Raw genomic sequence first — 14927 nt, 5'->3', positions numbered from 1 at the left:
GGGCGCCGGGGGCTGCCCCCCCCCGCCCCTGTTCCCAGGCCCCTACTCCACCGGAGCCTGGAACATGTAGCCCATGCCATGGACGGTGACGATGCGCGTCGGCTCCGCCGGGTCGGGTTCGACCACCCGGCGCAGGCGGCGCACCAGCCGGTCGATCGAGCGGTCGTAGGGCACCGAATCGCCGCGCAGCGTCAGGTCCAGCAGATCGTCGCGGCTCAGCACCCGGCCGGGATGCTCGACGAAGGCGGCCAGCAGTTCGAACTCCGCCGAGGTCAGGCGGGCGTCCTCGCCGCCGGGGTCGCGCAGGCGCCGCTTGTCGAGGTGCAGTTCCCAGCCGTCGAACCGCTTCACCCGCCCGCCCGCCGGCTTGACCGGCCGGGCGATGCGGCGCAGCAGGCTGCGGGTGCGCGCCAGGATCTCGCGCGGCTCGAACGGCTTGGTGATGTAGTCGTCGGCGCCCAGCTCCAGCCCGATCAGCCGGTCCATCCGGTCGGAGCGGCCGGTGATCAGGATGATGCCGATGTTGGAGGTCGCCCGCAGTTCGCGCGTCACCGCCAGCCCGTCCTTGCCGGGCAGCCGGATGTCGAGCAGCAGCAGGTCGATCCGCCCGCGCGCCAGCAGCGCCGACAACTGGTCACCGTCGCGCGCCAGCATCACCCGGTACCCCTCGCCCTCCAGATAGGCCTTCAGCGTTTCGCGGGTGATGGGATCGTCGTCGACCACCGCAATCGTGTGCATTGTCCCCCGCGGAAGGAAACCCGGTGGGCGCCGGAATGTCCGCTTGGCCCTGCACCGAAGCTATCCCCTCCGCCGTACGGTGACAATGATGAAGGTTCGGCGACCGGCCGGCGGGCACCCCCTGCCACGGCCGGCCTGCCACAGCCGGCCTGCCACAGCCGGATTGTCCGACGCTCCGACCGTTCGGCATGGTGACAATTCCGCAAGGCTTGCCAAGCCTGGGGGACAATGCCACATTTGTACCCATGACAAATTGGACCCCGAACCTGGAGGGCCGGCCCGGCCCGCTCTATCGCGTCATCGCCGACGCGCTGGCCGACGACATCGCCGACGGCGTCCTGCCGGTCGGTGTCCGGCTGCCGACCCATCGCGATCTCGCCTTCCGCCTGGGGGTGACGGTCGGCACGGTGACGCGCGCCTACACCGAGGCGGAAAAGCGCGGGCTGATCGGTGGCGAGGTCGGCCGCGGCACCTTCGTTCAGGGCGCCCGTCCGGCGCCCGCCGCCCTGCCGCTGAGCTGGCCACCGCCGCCGAGCGACGGGAACGCTTCGGTCAACATGACGACCGTCCACCCCGAACACGCGCTGGCGATTCAGGCGCTCGGCCAGACGCTGACCGCCATCGCCGCGTCGGGCGCCGCCGCCGCGCTGATCGGCTATGGCCCGCACGCCGGACTGCCGGAGCACCGCGCCGCCGCCGCCGCCTGGCTGGAGCGCCAGCATCGGGTGAAGGCCGGCACCGACGCGGTCCTGCTGACCACCGGCGCCCAGAACGCGCTGGCCGTGGCGCTCGCCGCGGTGGCGCGGCCGGGCGACGTGATCCTGGCCGAACGGCTGACCAACATCGGCACCAAGGCGCTGGCCGCCACCCAGGGCTATCACCTGGAAGGCGTGGCGATCGACGAGCACGGGCTGGTGCCCGACGCCTTCGACAGCGCCTGCCGCCGGCTCGGTCCGAAGGCGGTCTATCTGGTGCCGACCTTGCAAAACCCGACCGCCGTGGTGATGCCGCAGGCACGCCGCCGCGAGATCGTCGAGATCGCCCGCCGTTACAACGTGATGCTGATCGAGGACGACGTCTTCGGCTTCATCGTGCCGGACGCCCAGCCGATCCAGACCATCGCCCCGGACATCACGCTGTACCTGTCCAGCGTCTCCAAGAGCCTCGCCGCCGGCCTGCGGCTGGGCTTCGTCGTCGCCCCGCCGGAGTTGCGGTCGCGGGTGGAAACGGCGATCCGCGCCCTGCAATACTCCACGCCCGCGCTGTCGGCCGAGGTGGTGTCGCGCTGGATCCAGGATGGCACCGCCGACCGCATCGTCGCCAGTCAGCGCGAGGAGGATCTGGCCCGCCAGCGGCTTGCCCGCAGCATCCTGCCGGTGGAGACCGTCTATGGTCACCCGGCGGCGCAGCATCTGTGGCTGGTCCTGCCCGAACCCTGGCGCCGCGAAGATTTCATCGCCGAGGCGCAGCGGCGCGGCGTGATCGTCACCGGCGCCGACGCCTTCGCCGTCGGTCGCGCCAGCGCCCCCCACGCGGTCCGCGTCAGCCTGTGCCGGTCCCACAGCCGCGACATCGCCGCCCGGGGCCTGCGCGCCCTGGCCGACGCGCTGGAGGCCCCGGCGGCGGCGATGCTGTCGATCGTTTAGCCCCCCGGAGCGGCGACCCGTCACGGTCGCCGCTTCCTCCCCCCGAATATTCAAATCCTGACACCGAGCGAAGGTCTTTGTTCGCTTACCACCCATTTTGACTTTGGCGTCCGGCGCGCCCGTGGTTATGATTGCAGGAATGCAGACTTCATCAACCAGGACACCGCAGCGCCCCGATGTCCACCCGCCCTGCGGAACGCCGCACCCAGCCCATCCTCGCTCTGCTGGTCGCCGCGCGCGACCCCGACGGCGCCGCGTGGCTTGAGGCCACCGTCGCCGCTCCGGCCCTGCCCGGCACGCCGGGCTTCATGCGCGCCTTCGCCGCCGCCAGCCGCCGCCTGCGCGGCAGCCCGCCACCGCAGGGCGACGAGTTGCCCGCTCTGCGCGCCCTCGGCATTGCCGTACCGGAGCGGTGGAGCGCCCAGCGGCTGCTGCGCGCCGCCCTGCTGGTCGCGTCGGTCGAGGCCACGGGCGAGGAGGCGCCGGCCCGCCTGACCGCCGCCTTTCGCACCTCGGACAGCGAGGAGCGGGCCGTGATCCTGCAATCGCTGACGCTGTTGCCCGACCCGGCGCGCTTCGCCCCGCTGGCCGCCGACGCCTGCCGGTCCAGCGTGCAACCGGTGTTCGAGGCGGTGGCCGGTGACAACCGCTTCCCGTCTGCATTTTTTGCCGAGCCGATCTTCAACCAGATGGTGTTGAAGGCGGTGTTCACCGGGATGCCGCTCGCCCGGATCGTCGGGCTGGCGGAACGGACGACGCCCGCCTTGCGCCGGATGGCCGCCGATTTCCGCAGCGAACGCCGCGCCGCCGGGCGGGTCGTGCCGGCCGACCTCGACCGTCTTCTCGATGCCCCTTTCCCGGACGGGACCACGACGCCATGAAGCTGTTCGATCCGCACATCCACATGACCTCGCGCACCACCGACGACTACGCGGCCATGCGCCGGGCCGGCATCATCGCGGTGACCGAACCGGCCTTCTGGCTGGGCCAGCCGCGCACCCACGCCGGCAGCTTCGAGGATTACTTCCTGTCGCTGGTCGGCTGGGAGCGGTTCCGCGCCAGCCAGTTCGGCATCCGCCATTTCTGCACGCTGGGCCTCAACCCGAAGGAGGCCAACAACCCGGACATCGTCGATCCGGTGCTGGAACTGGTCGACCTCTATCTGGAGAAGGACGGCGTCGTCGCGGTGGGCGAGATCGGCTATGACGACATGACCCCGGCGGAGGACGACATCCTCGGCCGGCAGGTCGAGATGGCGCTGCGGCACGGCCTGCCGATCATGGTCCACACCCCCCACCGCGACAAGAAGGCCGGCACCCGGCGCACCATCGACCTGCTGCGCGAGGCCGGGGTGCCGCCGCACATGGTGCTGATCGACCACAACAACGAGGAAACGCTGCCGATCACGCTCGACAGCGGCTGCTGGGCCGGCCACACCATCTATCCCGGCAGCAAGATGGACGAGCCGCGGATGGTCGGGCTGGTCCAGACCTACGGCGGCGAGCGGATCATGATCAACAGCTCGGCCGACTGGGGCATCAGCGACCCGCTGAAGGTGCCGAAGACCACCGACGCGATGGTCGCCGCCGGCATTGCCACCGACACCATCGACACCATCGTCTGGCGCAATCCCATCGCCTTCTACGCCCAGAGCGGCCGGCTCGACCCGGCGGAGCTGGAGATCCCCCTGCCGGTCGACCAGCGCCTGCTGTTCGAGGGCAACACCGTGCTGCGCGGCCAGGCACCCGCCGTCGACGTTCCCGCCGCCGCCACCGCCGTCCCGGCATGACCATCACCCATCGGACGCTGGTCCTGAACGTCGTCGGCCTGACCGCCGACCTGCTGCCGCACGCCCCCGCCCTGTCCAAACTGGCCACGCGCGGCGTGCGTCCGCTGGTGCCGCCGCTGCCGGCGGTGACCTGCACCGTGCAGGCCAGCATGCTGACCGGGCGGACACCGTCCGGCCACGGCTGCGTTGGCAACGGCTGGTACGACCCCGACCTGTCGGAGATCCTGTTCTGGAAGCAGAGCAACCGGCTGGTCAGCGGCGAAACCCTGTGGGAGGAGGCGCGGCGCCGCGACCCGTCCTTCACCGGGGCCAAGCTGTTCTGGTGGTACAACATGTATTCCGGCGCCGACATCAGCGTCACACCGCGCCCGGTCTACTGCGCCGACGGCCGCAAGCTGCCCGACATCCACAGCCGCCCGGCGGCTTTGCGCGACGAGTTGACGGCGACGCTCGGCAGCTTCCCGCTGTTCCGCTTCTGGGGACCGGGCGCCGACATCACCTCCAGCCGCTGGATCGCCGACTGCGCGGCGGAGGTGGAACGGCGGATGCGGCCGTCGCTGTCGCTGGTCTATCTGCCGCACCTCGACTACGACCTCCAGCGCTTCGGGCCCAACGACCCGCGCATCCCCGCCCAGGTCGCGGCGGTCGACGCCCTGTGCGCCCCGCTGATCGAGCAGGCGGAGCGCGACGGCCTGCGGGTGATCGTGCTGTCGGAATACGGCATCACCCAGGTCGACGGCCCCATCGCCATCAACCGCGCCCTGCGCGAGGCCGGGCTGATCGCAGTGCGCACCGAACAGGGCGGCGAGCTGCTCGACCCCGGCGCGTCGGACGCCTTCGCCGTCGCCGACCACCAGATCGCCCACATCCACGTCGCCCGGCCGGAACGGGTGCCGGAGGTGCGGGCCCTGGTCGCCGGCCTGGACGGGGTTGAGCGGGTGCTGGACCGCATCGACCAGCGCGCCGCCGGCATCGACCACCCGCGGTCGGGTGATCTGGTGGCGGTCAGCCGGGCCGACCGCTGGTTCAGCTATCCCTACTGGCTGGACGACGACCGCGCCCCCGACTTCGCCCGCACGGTGGAGATCTTCCGCAAGCCCGGCTACGACCCGGCGGAGCTGTTCATCGATCCGGCGATCCGCTGGCCCAAGCTGGCGATCGGCTGGCGGCTGGCGCGCAAGGCGCTGGGCTTCCGCACCCTGATGGACCTGATCCCGCTGGACGCCGGGCTGGTGAAGGGGTCGCATGGCCGACTGACCGATCGGGCGGCGGCCGGACCGCTGCTGATCTCCTCCGACCCCGACCTGCTGCCGGACGGGCCGATCCCGGCGGAGGCGGTGAAGGCGCTGATCCTGGCCCATCTGTTCGAGTGATCCGCTTCGGTGTGCCGCATGGCTGCCCGGCCGCAGGGGCGCGGCCGGCCGCACCGTAACACCCGTCGTCGTCGCGCGACCCTCCGTTCGAGGGGGGCCGCGCGGCCTGGACACGGGTGTTGCGAGAGGGCTTGCGGTACGATGATTCCGGAAACTTGGCGGTCCTGCGGCGGCGCGCTCCTGGCGGCCGTCTCTCTGATGGCGGCGCCGGCCGAGGCGATGACCTTGCAGGAGGCGCTGGCCCACGCCTACGGCACCAACCCGACGCTGGGGGCGGAGCAGGCCCGCCTGCGCGCGGTCGACGAGCAGATCCCGCAGGCGATGTCCGGCTACAAGCCGACGGTCAGCGCCACACTCGGCGTCAGCCGTGAGCTGACCAACACCCGTTACCAGGCGGGCGGCGGCGAAAGGACCGAAACCAACGCGAAAAGCGTGGCGGTGACCGCCAGCCAGCCGCTGTTCGACGCCACCGTGCCGCCGGCGGTGCGCCGGGCCGAGCGGCTGGTGGAGGCCGAACGCGCCACGCTGGCGGCGACCGGGCAGACGGTGCTGCTGAACGCCGCGACCGCCTACATGGATGTGATCAAGAACCAGGAGCTGGTGGCGCTGAACACCGCCAACGTGACGCTGCTGCAACGCCAGCTCACGGCGGCGCAGGACCGCGCAAGGGCCGGCGAATACACCCGCACCGACGTTGCCCAGGCCGACTCCCGCCTCGCCCAGGCGGTGGCCGCGCGGCTGGCGGCGGAGGGCACGCTGGAAACCGCCCGCGCCACCTTCACCCGCGTCGTCGGCACCCCGCCGGGGACGCTGGCCGCGCCGAAGCCGGCCTTCCACCTGCCCAAGACGCTGGAGGCGGCGGTTGCGCTGGCCCGCGCCAACAACCCGACGGTGCTGAGCGCCGCCTACAGCGAGGACGCGCAGCGCCACGCCGTCGACCAGACGTACGGCCAGATGCTGCCGTCGGCCAGCCTGACGGCCAGCGGGTCGCGAACCTGGGATCCCGGCCGCAGCGACGGGATCGACTACACCCGCATCGACAGCCTGACCGCGAAGGCGCAGGTCGTGGTGCCGCTCTATCAGGCCGGCCTGCCGGAAGCCCAGGTGCGCGAGGCCAGGCAGACCGCCCGGCAATACGGCTTCCAGACCCGCGGCCAGGGCGACCAGAGCGTCGAAAGCGCGGTCACCGCCTGGACGGCGCTGGAAACGGCGCGGGCCAACATCCGATCCTACCGCGACCAGATCAAGGCGGCCCAGACCGCCCTGGACGGCCTGCGCGAGGAGGCGAAGGTGGGCAGCCGCACCCTGCTCGACGTCCTGAACCAGGAGCAGGAGCTGCTGAACAGCCGCGTCAACCTGGTGACCGCCCAGCGCGACGAAATCGTCGCCGACTTCCAGCTTCTGTCCGCCTGCGGCCAACTGACCGCCGAGCAGCTGGTATTGCCGAACGAGAAGCGGTGAGGCGGGCGTGCGGGGGCCGGTACCGATCGCCCCCGCACACTCCCATCACTTCGACGGAATGCTGCCCCAGGTGCCCGGCACCGCGGTGACCGACGCCGGAACCGGGGCCACCGACTGGACCGCTCCGGTGGTGGTCGGCGGGTTCTCGGCCGGACGGTTGAACAGCTCGCAGTTCGGGATCTCGCCGACGCACATCTTGCCCACCAGATCCCAGGTTTTCGCCGGGTCCGGGCGGACCTGCGCGAAGTTGCTGAAATTCTGGCTGACGATCGGCGCGTCCGGCAACGCCACCGTCGGCAGCTTCGGCACGCCGGAGAAGTAGAAGGACTGCGGCTTGCGGTAGGGCTCGGTCGAGGCGCCCTCCGACGGGACCGGCTTGCCCGGCTTCGCCACAGGAACGTTCGGCGGGTAACGGTAGGGCTCGTCGGTCAGCCCCTCGCCGTCGGCCGTCGCCTTGGCGTTGAAGGCGTAGCCGAACATGATGCCGCCGTTGGCGGTCTGGTCGGGGCTGACGCCGGTCTGCGCCGGGCCGCCGGCGGTGCCGACCCAGATCGAATAGCCCTGCACCTGATAGTTCAGCCGGGCGCTGTCGCCGGTGCTGTAGGGCAGATGCTTGATGAAATCGCGCCGCGGCGGATGGTTCAGCGGCGAGAAGCTGCAACAGGGCGGCATCCCCGCCGGCCGGTCCTGCTCGTAGGTCAGGAAGAAGGCGCGGTCGCCGATCGACACGAACGAACAGGTGTAGTGGTTGGAACCGGGGAAGATCGGCAGGCAGCGCTTCTCGTAATGCTCCATCATCGCGCCCTTGCCCATCGGGCCGGCGACGGTGCTGTCGTAATAGGTCGAGCCGTAGGAGACCTCGTAATCCTCGCCCTCCTTCAACGCGGGCGGCGGCTTGCCGTCGTAGGGCGGCGGATTCTCCGGGTATTTGTTGAAGACGCGGTACATCGTCCAGTTGGTCGACCAGAAGGCCGGGAACAGCGGGTCGGTCGGCTCGCCGGCGTTGCGCGGGTAGACGCAGCCCTTCCACGGGCAATTGCTGACCCAGGGCGGGTTGTGCGTGCCGAAGGTCGCGTAGATGTTGCCGAAATCCTTGGCCTGGGCGGCGCCGGCCCCAGCCAGAACTGCCAGCCCCAGGGCCGCGGTGAAGCCCGCGGCGATCGTGCGAATGAATCCGGTCATGCGATAAGTCCTCGAAGCATGAGGGAATGGATCAGGGGACGTACTGCCAGGTCGGGGCGGCGAATTTGCCGGACCCGTCGTTCAGCGGCGTGTTCATCAGCAGCTTCGCCTGGATCTTCAGGTCGAACATCAGGGCGATGGCGTTGTTGATCGCGTCCGGCCGGCCGTTGAAGGCTTGGTGCAGCGCCTTCAGCAGGTTCGAATAGTAGGTGTTGAAGGACTGCGACTGGATCGCCGCCGCCGAACCGGCCGGGTAGTCCGCCTGGGTCGGGTCGTCGAGGATGTCGGCGACGCCGGTCGGATCATACGGGATGGTCTCGTCGGTGAAATACCAGCCGTCCGGCCCCTTGGCGATCTTCCGGCCCTTATAGATCTCGTAATAGGTGTAGTAGTGCGCCATGTCGGCGCCGCCATCCTCGGTCGGGTTGGTCGGCGTGCCCTCGCCCTCGACGATGATGCGGTTGATGGCGTCCAGCGCGTCCTGCAGGCCGAGGATCGGCGTGATGCCGAGCATGCCGTAGACCTGCCCGTCCGCGCTGTGGGAAAAGACGCCGTCGCCCAGGTCGGTCAGCGCTTTGGCGATGTCCTCGTAGAACTGGCCGATGGTCCGGTAATTGTCCTGGATGTCGGAGGACGCGCGCAGCAGCCCGGCGTCCTTGATGTCGACCGGATCGGCCGGCTCCTCGATCACCATGAAGCAATTCTTGATCTGGTCCTTGGAGAAGGGACGCAGATGCACGATGAACTTCTCCTGTCCGGGCTGGGTGCCGATCTCCTTCGGCAGGCCGCCGGGGTAGCTGGGGACGAATTTCGGGTCGTCGATCGCCGGGTGGCCGCCGACGGCGACCAGGATGTTGGCGGCCTGGCAGAAATGCTCCATCTCCTGCATCGCGACGCCGATGATCATGTTGGCGATCACGCCGTTCTTGGCGTCGTCCAGCGAATAGGCGGCCTGGAGATAGACCGGCAGGGTGGCGTGCTCCAGCTCGACCGCGAGCTGGAGGTTGTAGCGCACCTCCTCGATCGTGACCGGCGGCTTGGCCTGCACGAACAGGGTGTGGCTGGCGGGCTTGGCGAGGTCGGTCGCCTTGGTGCCGGCGGCCGGCACCGGGCCGGCTTCCGCCCAGAGGGTGTTGGTGGTCATGCGTGGCGCTCCATCGACCGTGGTTCGGGCCGGAATGCGGGGTGGTGGCGAGCCGTCACTTGCGCAGGATCGGCGATCCGGCCGACGGCGCGGCGGCCCAGCTCAGCGCTTCGGCGGCAACGGCGGACGGATCCGCAACCGGCGTTGGCTTCGGCGGCGGAACCACACCGCGGATCGGGTTCGTCGCCCATTTCAGGACCGCGTCCGATTTGGCCGGCGACAGGTCGCGCACGACCGGCATGTAGTTCGGGTCCTCCACCGGCAGCGCCATGGCGGTCTGCAGCGCGTAGAGGTGCTTGCACACGCTGTCGTAGTTGCCCATGTCCAGCACCGGCAGCATCACCGGGTACAGGTTGGCGTATTCGACCAGGATCGGCTTGATGTCCTGCTCCCAGGTCGGTTGCTCGGGGACGGCGTAGCCGCTCCACACCAGGACGCTGATGAAGTCGTAGGCGTTCTGGTAGGACAGCGGCGTCGCGTCGGGGAAGCTCGGGCGGATGCCGTAGATCTGTCCGTCGATGACGATCTCGCCGTCCTTGCGCGTCACGGTGCGCGGGGTGCCGGGATCCTGGGCCTTCATGGTCAGCGTGGCGACGCCGCGCGCGTCCGTCGTCACCGTGTCGTCGAAGCTCAGCGCGCTTTCGGGCTCGCCAACCGGCACGCCGTTGCTGGGCTGCAACCCCGTGGAATCGAAGGCGACGGCGATCGCGGTGTTCGCCAGCGGCTTGCCGAACCGGGTCGCCCACAGGGTGGTGGTGGCGCTGTCACCGGGGCTCATCCGGAAGACGAACTGGTCGGCGCAGACCGCCCGGCCGTCCGGTGACTCGCTGCCCAGGACGGCCTTCAGGGTCGGCGAATAGACCGTCAGCGGGCTGGAGCCGATGGCGGCGCGCTGCGCGTCGGTCAGCGGAATGGTGCAAATGCCGGCGGTGGTCTCGTACCACGCGTTGTCCGGCGTGATCTCAGCCAGCCGGTTGAAGTCGTCCGACCCACCGAAATAGCCGATGTGCAGCGGCTCGTCGACCATCTCCCCCCGCCATGTCTTGAACGGGATCGAGTTGCCGAGGTCGATGGTCAGCAGGCTGCGCTGCTCGTCGACCACCGCCGTGGCGTAGCCGAAGCGGTTCCCCGGCGCCATCAGGTTCGACGAGGTCGGCTGCAATTGCCGGCCCGGCGTGTAGAAGCGCGGCTCGTCACGCGCGGCGATGCCGATGGTGCCGGTCATCAGGCCGGTGGTGAAGCCCGGCGGGTTCGGCAGGTAGCGGGTGTTGTCGGGCGGGTTGACGCCGTAGCCGGCGTTGTAGCCGGTCACGTTGAACTTGATCGACAGCAGGCCGTCGGCCGCCGCCGCCTTGAACGCGGTCAGGAAGGGCGACGCGCCGACGTCGCCCCAGGACAGGTCGCGCAGGACCGATTGGAAGGACGCGCCGAAATAGGCCGGCGGGTGCGGCGGGTGTTCGAACACCGGGCCGGCGGCCCAATTGCGCCACCACAGGTCGGTGAAGGACGCGACGTCGAATTCGCCGCGCAGCAGGTCCGCCCCGTCCTTGCCGGCAAGCCGGACCAGCAGGCCCCAGATCGCCGACACCATCTGCTGTTCGGTGTCGAGGTCGACCATCTTGGCCGGCGGCCGGTCGTTGGCGTCGGCCACGGTCAGGCCGATCACCGGATCGCCCGCCGCGGTGCTGCCGTCGGCGTTGACCGCCCCGGTCACGACGCAGTCGGTCAGCCGCCACACGCCGGTGCCGTAGGGATTCCAATAGCCGATGTGCCAGCTGGCGTAATCGTCGGCCGTGTAGCGCTTGTCATCTTGAAACGCGTAGGCGTGGTTGTTCACCGTCGACACGTCGGCGATGAATTTCCCGGTAAAGGTCAGCCGAGGCCCGGTCAGATAGGACATGCGGACATTCCTCCATGCCGGCGCACAGGAGGCGCCGGTCGTGAATCAATTCGTCACAGTCATTACAAGAGGGAAATCGAGTAAACGCGACGGATCACGGCCGCACTGTTCATGCAGCATACGCTTATATTCAAACGTTGATTTCCCCAGAGCGGAGGTTTCCGACCACCGCTTGGGCAATAGTCTGTACCAAAGCCATCGCAACTTGAACAGATCTATTGCGACCGGTGGGATGCATCGATAGGCTTCGTATTCGCAACAGGCGCAATCCTCTCTCGATCTTCTCGGAACAGGATCAGCGCCACGCCCGCCACGGCCAAGGCAGAACCCCGTCCATGCCGCACTCCACGCCGACATCGATGCCCGTTCCGACCGCGCTTGCGCCGGCCGCCACCGCGCGGATCCACCGCCAGCGCTTCACCGTCGCCTTCGACTACGCGGTCGCTTTCACCCGCGACGCCTTCGATCCGGCCAACGGCGATCTGGCCGCGGCGATGGCGGCGACCGCGGCGACGGCGGACGGTGCCCCGCGCCCGCGCGCGCTGGCCTTCGTCGAGCTGGGGGTGCTGTCCGGCCATCCCGGCCTGCCCGCCGCGATCTCCGCCCATTTCGCCGCGCGCGACGACCTGCCGACCCTGGTGCGCGAGCCGATCCTGCTGCCGGGCGGCGAGGCGGTGAAGAACGATCCGGCGCTGATCGGCCAGATGCACGACGCCATCCTGGGCGCCGGCATCGACCGCCATTCCTATGTGCTGGCGGTCGGCGGCGGCGCCTTCCTCGACGCGGTCGGGCTGGCGGCCTCCACCGCGCACCGCGGGGTGCGGCTGGTGCGGCTGCCGACCACGGTGCTGGCCCAGAACGATTCCGGCGTCGGGGTGAAGAGCGCCATCAACCGCAACGGCGCCAAGAACCAGATCGGCACCTTCGCCCCGCCCTGGGCGGTGGTCAACGACTCGGCCTTCCTCGACACGCTGCCGGCCCGCGACCGCATCGCCGGCATGGCGGAGGCGGTGAAGGTGGCGTTGATCCGCGACGGCGACTTCTTCGTGTGGCTGGAACGCTCCGCCGACGCGCTCGCGTTGTTCGAGCGGCCGGCGGTGGAGCATCTGATCCGCCGCTGCGCCGAGTTGCACATGCGCCAGATCGCCGAGGGCGGCGACCCGTTCGAGCAGGGCAGCGCCCGCCCGCTCGATTTCGGCCACTGGTCGGCCCACAAGCTGGAAACCATCACCCGCAACCACCTGCGCCACGGCGAGGCGGTGGCGATCGGCATCGCGCTCGACACCCGCTATTCGGTGCTGGCCGGCCTGCTGGCGGAAGGGGAGGATCTGCGCGTCGCCGTGCTGCTGGAGCATCTGGGCTTCCGCCTGTGGCACCCGGCGCTGGTGCGGCGCGATTCCATCGGGCGGCCGCTGGTGCTGGCCGGGCTGGAGGAGTTCCGCGAGCATCTGGGCGGCCGGCTGACCATCACGCTGCTGGCCGGCATCGGCCACGGGGTGGAGGTGAACGCGATGGACCCGGCGCTGGTCGAACAGGCCATCGGCTGGCTCGCCGCGCGGGAGCAGGGCTGATGCGGCTGCCCCAGGGACGCGGGACGCTCGGCTACTGCCTGAACGTCCACCCGACCCAGACGGTGGCGGAGGTGTACGACGCCCTGCGGGGGCCGGTGCGGACGATCAAGCAGCGGCTGGCCAAGAACCGGCTCTGCCCGGACGCACTCTTCGCCGTCGGCCTGCGGCTGTCGGCCGAGGCCGCCGCCACGGCGGGGGTCGGGCGCGAGCTGGCGGCGATCTTCGCCGGCGAGGGCTTCGCCGCCTACACCATGAACGGCTTCCCCTATGGCCCCTTCCACGGCGTGCCGGTGAAGGAGGCGGTGTACGAGCCGGACTGGACCACGCCGGAACGGCTGGCCTACACCCTCGACCTCGCCCGCATCATGGCGGCACTGGTCGCCGAGGGGGAGACGGCGACGATCAGCACCGTGCCGGGCGGCTTCGCCCCGCGGCTGTGCGGGCGTGAGGATGCGGTGGCCGACGGACTGCTGCGCGCCGCTGCCGGGCTGGTCCGGCTGGAGCGGGAGACCGGGCGCCGAGTCGCCCTGGCGCTGGAACCGGAACCCTTCTGCCTGCTGGAGACCACCGCCGACGCCGTCGCCTTCTTCGGCGACCACCTGTTCACCGGCGCCGCGGCCCGGCGGCTGGCCGAATTGGCCGGCATCGGCGCGGCCGAGGCGGCGGACGCCCTGCCCCGCCATCTCGGCCTCTGCCTCGACGCCTGCCACATGGCGGTGATGTTCGAGGAGCCGGAGCCGACGCTGGCCAGCCTGGCGCGGGCCGGCATCCCGATCCACAAGATGCAGCTCAGCGCCGCGCTGCGCATCCCTCGGGTGAACGAGGACGCCCGGCGGCGGGCGGCGACCTTCCACGACGGCGTTTATCTGCACCAGACCATGGCGCGTGGTGATGGGCCCCGCGGTGATGAGGCCGTCCGCCGCGCGCTCGACCTTCCGGCGGCGCTGGCGCGTGGGTCCGCCGCCGATGGCGAGGAATGGCGCATCCACGTCCACATCCCGCTGTTCGCCGAGCCGGAACCGCCGCTGGCCTCCACCGCCGGGTCGCTGGAACGGCTGCTGGCGCTGCACCGCGACCGGCCGGTCACCGCGCATTTGGAGGTGGAAACCTACAGCTGGTCGGTCCTGCCGCCCGAGATTGGTGGTATCAACATCAACGAGGGTATCGAGAGGGAATTGCGATGGGTGATGGAACGGCTGTGCTGATCCGGCCGCGCGCCGCGCTGGTGCTGGGCCGCGTCTCCAACCTGCCGACGGTGGTCAGCGACGCGCTGGCCGGGCTGACGCTCGCCGGGGTGGGGATGTCGGGCGGGTCGTTGCTGCTGCCGCTGCTGCCGGTGTCGCTGGCGTTGGCGCTGTTCTATGTCGGCGGCATGTACCTGAACGACGCCTTCGACGCCGCCATCGACGCGCGCGAGCGGCCCGACCGCCCGATCCCCCGCGGCGACGCCTCGCGCATCGCGGTGTATGTCGTGGGCTTCGTGCTGGTCGCGCTGGGGCTGGGGCTGGCGGCGCAGACCGGGCTGGCCGGGGCGGTGAACGGTGCGGCGCTGGCGTTGGCGATCCTGCTGTACGACGCGCTTCACAAGCGTACGGCGCTGGCACCGGCGATCATGGGGGCCTGCCGCTTCCTCGCCTACACCACCGCCGCCGGCATGGCCGGGGCACCGTTCGGGCTCGCCCTGCTGCTGGGGGCCGGCGGGCTGTTCGGCCATGTCGTCGGCCTGACCTACGCCGCCAAGCAGGAGGCGTACGACCGGCTGGAGCGGGCGTGGCCGCTGGCGGTGCTGGCGCTGCCTCTGCTGGGCACGCTGGCCGCCACCCTGTGGATGCGCGGCGGCGACCTCGGCGGGCTGGTGCTGTGGCTGGTGCTGCTGGGGACCACGGTGGTGGCGCTGCTCCGGCTGTTCCGCCGCGCGCCGGGCGACGTGCCGAAGGCGGTCGGCCTGCTGATCGCCGCCATCGCCCTGTACGACGCGGTGCTGATCGCCGCGGCCGGCGGGGCTGGCTGGGCGGTGGCGCTCGCCGCGCTGTGCTTCCCGACGACGCTGGCCCTGCAACGGGTGGTGCCGGGGACGTGAGGGGCGGGGGCCGCGCGAGCGGCGGCCCCTCCCCCGCCTTGTG

Annotated in this window: 12 protein-coding genes; 8 read left to right on the top strand and 4 right to left on the bottom strand. The window is 70.5% G+C overall.

The annotated features are described in order from the left end of the window. Positions 1–42: 42 nt before the first annotated feature. The gene (locus TSO352_RS26570) at positions 43–738 is read right to left on the bottom strand and encodes a response regulator (protein WP_109110103.1); all 696 of its coding nucleotides are present in this window, start codon (positions 736–738) and stop codon (positions 43–45) included. A 245-nt stretch (positions 739–983) separates the two neighbouring features. On the opposite strand from TSO352_RS26570, the gene TSO352_RS26565 reads away from it, so the two are divergent. The 5 genes from TSO352_RS26565 (at position 984) to TSO352_RS26545 (ending at position 7007) form a co-directional block, all read left to right on the top strand. Beyond that, positions 984–2384: a PLP-dependent aminotransferase family protein gene (locus tag TSO352_RS26565; RefSeq protein ID WP_109110102.1), complete on the top strand. Its 1401-nt coding sequence runs from the start codon at positions 984–986 to the stop codon at positions 2382–2384. A 176-nt stretch (positions 2385–2560) separates the two neighbouring features. Beyond that, positions 2561–3265, top strand: a complete 705-nt coding sequence (locus TSO352_RS26560) for an EboA domain-containing protein (protein ID WP_199231728.1) — start codon at positions 2561–2563, stop codon at positions 3263–3265. Further along, positions 3262–4173 (top strand): TatD family hydrolase, encoded by a 912-nt coding sequence (locus TSO352_RS26555; RefSeq protein WP_109110101.1) that lies wholly within the window; start codon positions 3262–3264, stop codon positions 4171–4173. Before TSO352_RS26560 ends, TSO352_RS26555 begins: the two co-directional genes overlap by 4 nt. Then, positions 4170–5546, top strand: a complete 1377-nt coding sequence (locus tag TSO352_RS26550) for a nucleotide pyrophosphatase/phosphodiesterase family protein (RefSeq protein ID WP_109110100.1) — start codon at positions 4170–4172, stop codon at positions 5544–5546. The genes TSO352_RS26555 and TSO352_RS26550 overlap by 4 nt, the downstream gene beginning before the upstream one ends. A gap of 141 nt (positions 5547–5687) precedes the next feature. Beyond that, entirely contained in the window at positions 5688–7007 is a 1320-nt protein-coding gene (locus TSO352_RS26545) for a TolC family outer membrane protein (protein ID WP_109110099.1), read from the top strand. Positions 7008–7052: 45 nt separating this feature from the next. On the opposite strand, the gene TSO352_RS26540 is transcribed toward TSO352_RS26545, so the two are convergent. Genes TSO352_RS26540 through TSO352_RS26530 form a run of 3 tightly spaced genes read right to left on the bottom strand, consistent with a single transcriptional unit; the run spans position 7053 to position 11233 of the window. Beyond that, complete coding sequence (locus TSO352_RS26540) at positions 7053–8189, bottom strand: hypothetical protein (RefSeq protein ID WP_109110098.1); 1137 nt, start codon at positions 8187–8189, stop codon at positions 7053–7055. 31 nt (positions 8190–8220) lie between these two features. After that, positions 8221–9333: a ferritin-like protein gene (locus TSO352_RS26535; RefSeq protein ID WP_109110097.1), complete on the bottom strand. Its 1113-nt coding sequence runs from the start codon at positions 9331–9333 to the stop codon at positions 8221–8223. Between the two features lie 55 nt (positions 9334–9388). Beyond that, a complete protein-coding gene (locus tag TSO352_RS26530; RefSeq protein WP_109110096.1) occupies positions 9389–11233 on the bottom strand; it encodes a hypothetical protein in 1845 nt (614 codons plus the stop codon). A gap of 359 nt (positions 11234–11592) precedes the next feature. Here TSO352_RS26530 and TSO352_RS26525 point away from each other — a divergent pair, with 359 nt between their 5' ends. The 3 genes from TSO352_RS26525 to TSO352_RS26515 are packed head-to-tail and all read left to right on the top strand — an operon-like array spanning position 11593 to position 14884. Next, positions 11593–12804: a 3-dehydroquinate synthase gene (locus TSO352_RS26525; protein ID WP_109110095.1), complete on the top strand. Its 1212-nt coding sequence runs from the start codon at positions 11593–11595 to the stop codon at positions 12802–12804. After that, positions 12804–14009, top strand: coding sequence for a metabolite traffic protein EboE (gene eboE / locus TSO352_RS26520; protein ID WP_109110094.1), 1206 nt, complete (start codon positions 12804–12806; stop codon positions 14007–14009). Before TSO352_RS26525 ends, eboE begins: the two co-directional genes overlap by 1 nt. Further along, positions 13985–14884: a UbiA family prenyltransferase gene (locus TSO352_RS26515; protein ID WP_109110093.1), complete on the top strand. Its 900-nt coding sequence runs from the start codon at positions 13985–13987 to the stop codon at positions 14882–14884. Before eboE ends, TSO352_RS26515 begins: the two co-directional genes overlap by 25 nt. Positions 14885–14927 lie beyond the last annotated feature (43 nt).

The sequence above is a fragment of the Azospirillum sp. TSO35-2 genome, from assembly GCF_003116095.1.
Taxonomy (GTDB): Bacteria; Pseudomonadota; Alphaproteobacteria; order Azospirillales; family Azospirillaceae; genus Azospirillum.
Note: the sequence above shows the minus strand (reverse complement) of the source record. Positions and strands in the feature narration are given on the sequence as shown.

Excerpts from the sequence above, each read along its gene's own strand:
- TSO352_RS26560 (WP_199231728.1), top strand. The coding sequence starts at position 2,561 with ATGTCCACCCGCCCTGCGGAACGCCGCACCCAGCCCATCCTCGCTCTG.
- TSO352_RS26540 (WP_109110098.1), bottom strand. The coding sequence starts at position 8,189 with ATGACCGGATTCATTCGCACGATCGCCGCGGGCTTCACCGCGGCCCTG.
- TSO352_RS26525 (WP_109110095.1), top strand. The coding sequence starts at position 11,593 with ATGCCCGTTCCGACCGCGCTTGCGCCGGCCGCCACCGCGCGGATCCAC.
- TSO352_RS26550 (WP_109110100.1), top strand. The coding sequence starts at position 4,170 with ATGACCATCACCCATCGGACGCTGGTCCTGAACGTCGTCGGCCTGACC.
- TSO352_RS26535 (WP_109110097.1), bottom strand. The coding sequence starts at position 9,333 with ATGACCACCAACACCCTCTGGGCGGAAGCCGGCCCGGTGCCGGCCGCC.
- eboE (WP_109110094.1), top strand. The coding sequence starts at position 12,804 with ATGCGGCTGCCCCAGGGACGCGGGACGCTCGGCTACTGCCTGAACGTC.
- TSO352_RS26555 (WP_109110101.1), top strand. The coding sequence starts at position 3,262 with ATGAAGCTGTTCGATCCGCACATCCACATGACCTCGCGCACCACCGAC.
- TSO352_RS26545 (WP_109110099.1), top strand. The coding sequence starts at position 5,688 with ATGATTCCGGAAACTTGGCGGTCCTGCGGCGGCGCGCTCCTGGCGGCC.
- TSO352_RS26570 (WP_109110103.1), bottom strand. The coding sequence starts at position 738 with ATGCACACGATTGCGGTGGTCGACGACGATCCCATCACCCGCGAAACG.
- TSO352_RS26565 (WP_109110102.1), top strand. The coding sequence starts at position 984 with ATGACAAATTGGACCCCGAACCTGGAGGGCCGGCCCGGCCCGCTCTAT.
- TSO352_RS26530 (WP_109110096.1), bottom strand. The coding sequence starts at position 11,233 with ATGTCCTATCTGACCGGGCCTCGGCTGACCTTTACCGGGAAATTCATC.
- TSO352_RS26515 (WP_109110093.1), top strand. The coding sequence starts at position 13,985 with ATGGGTGATGGAACGGCTGTGCTGATCCGGCCGCGCGCCGCGCTGGTG.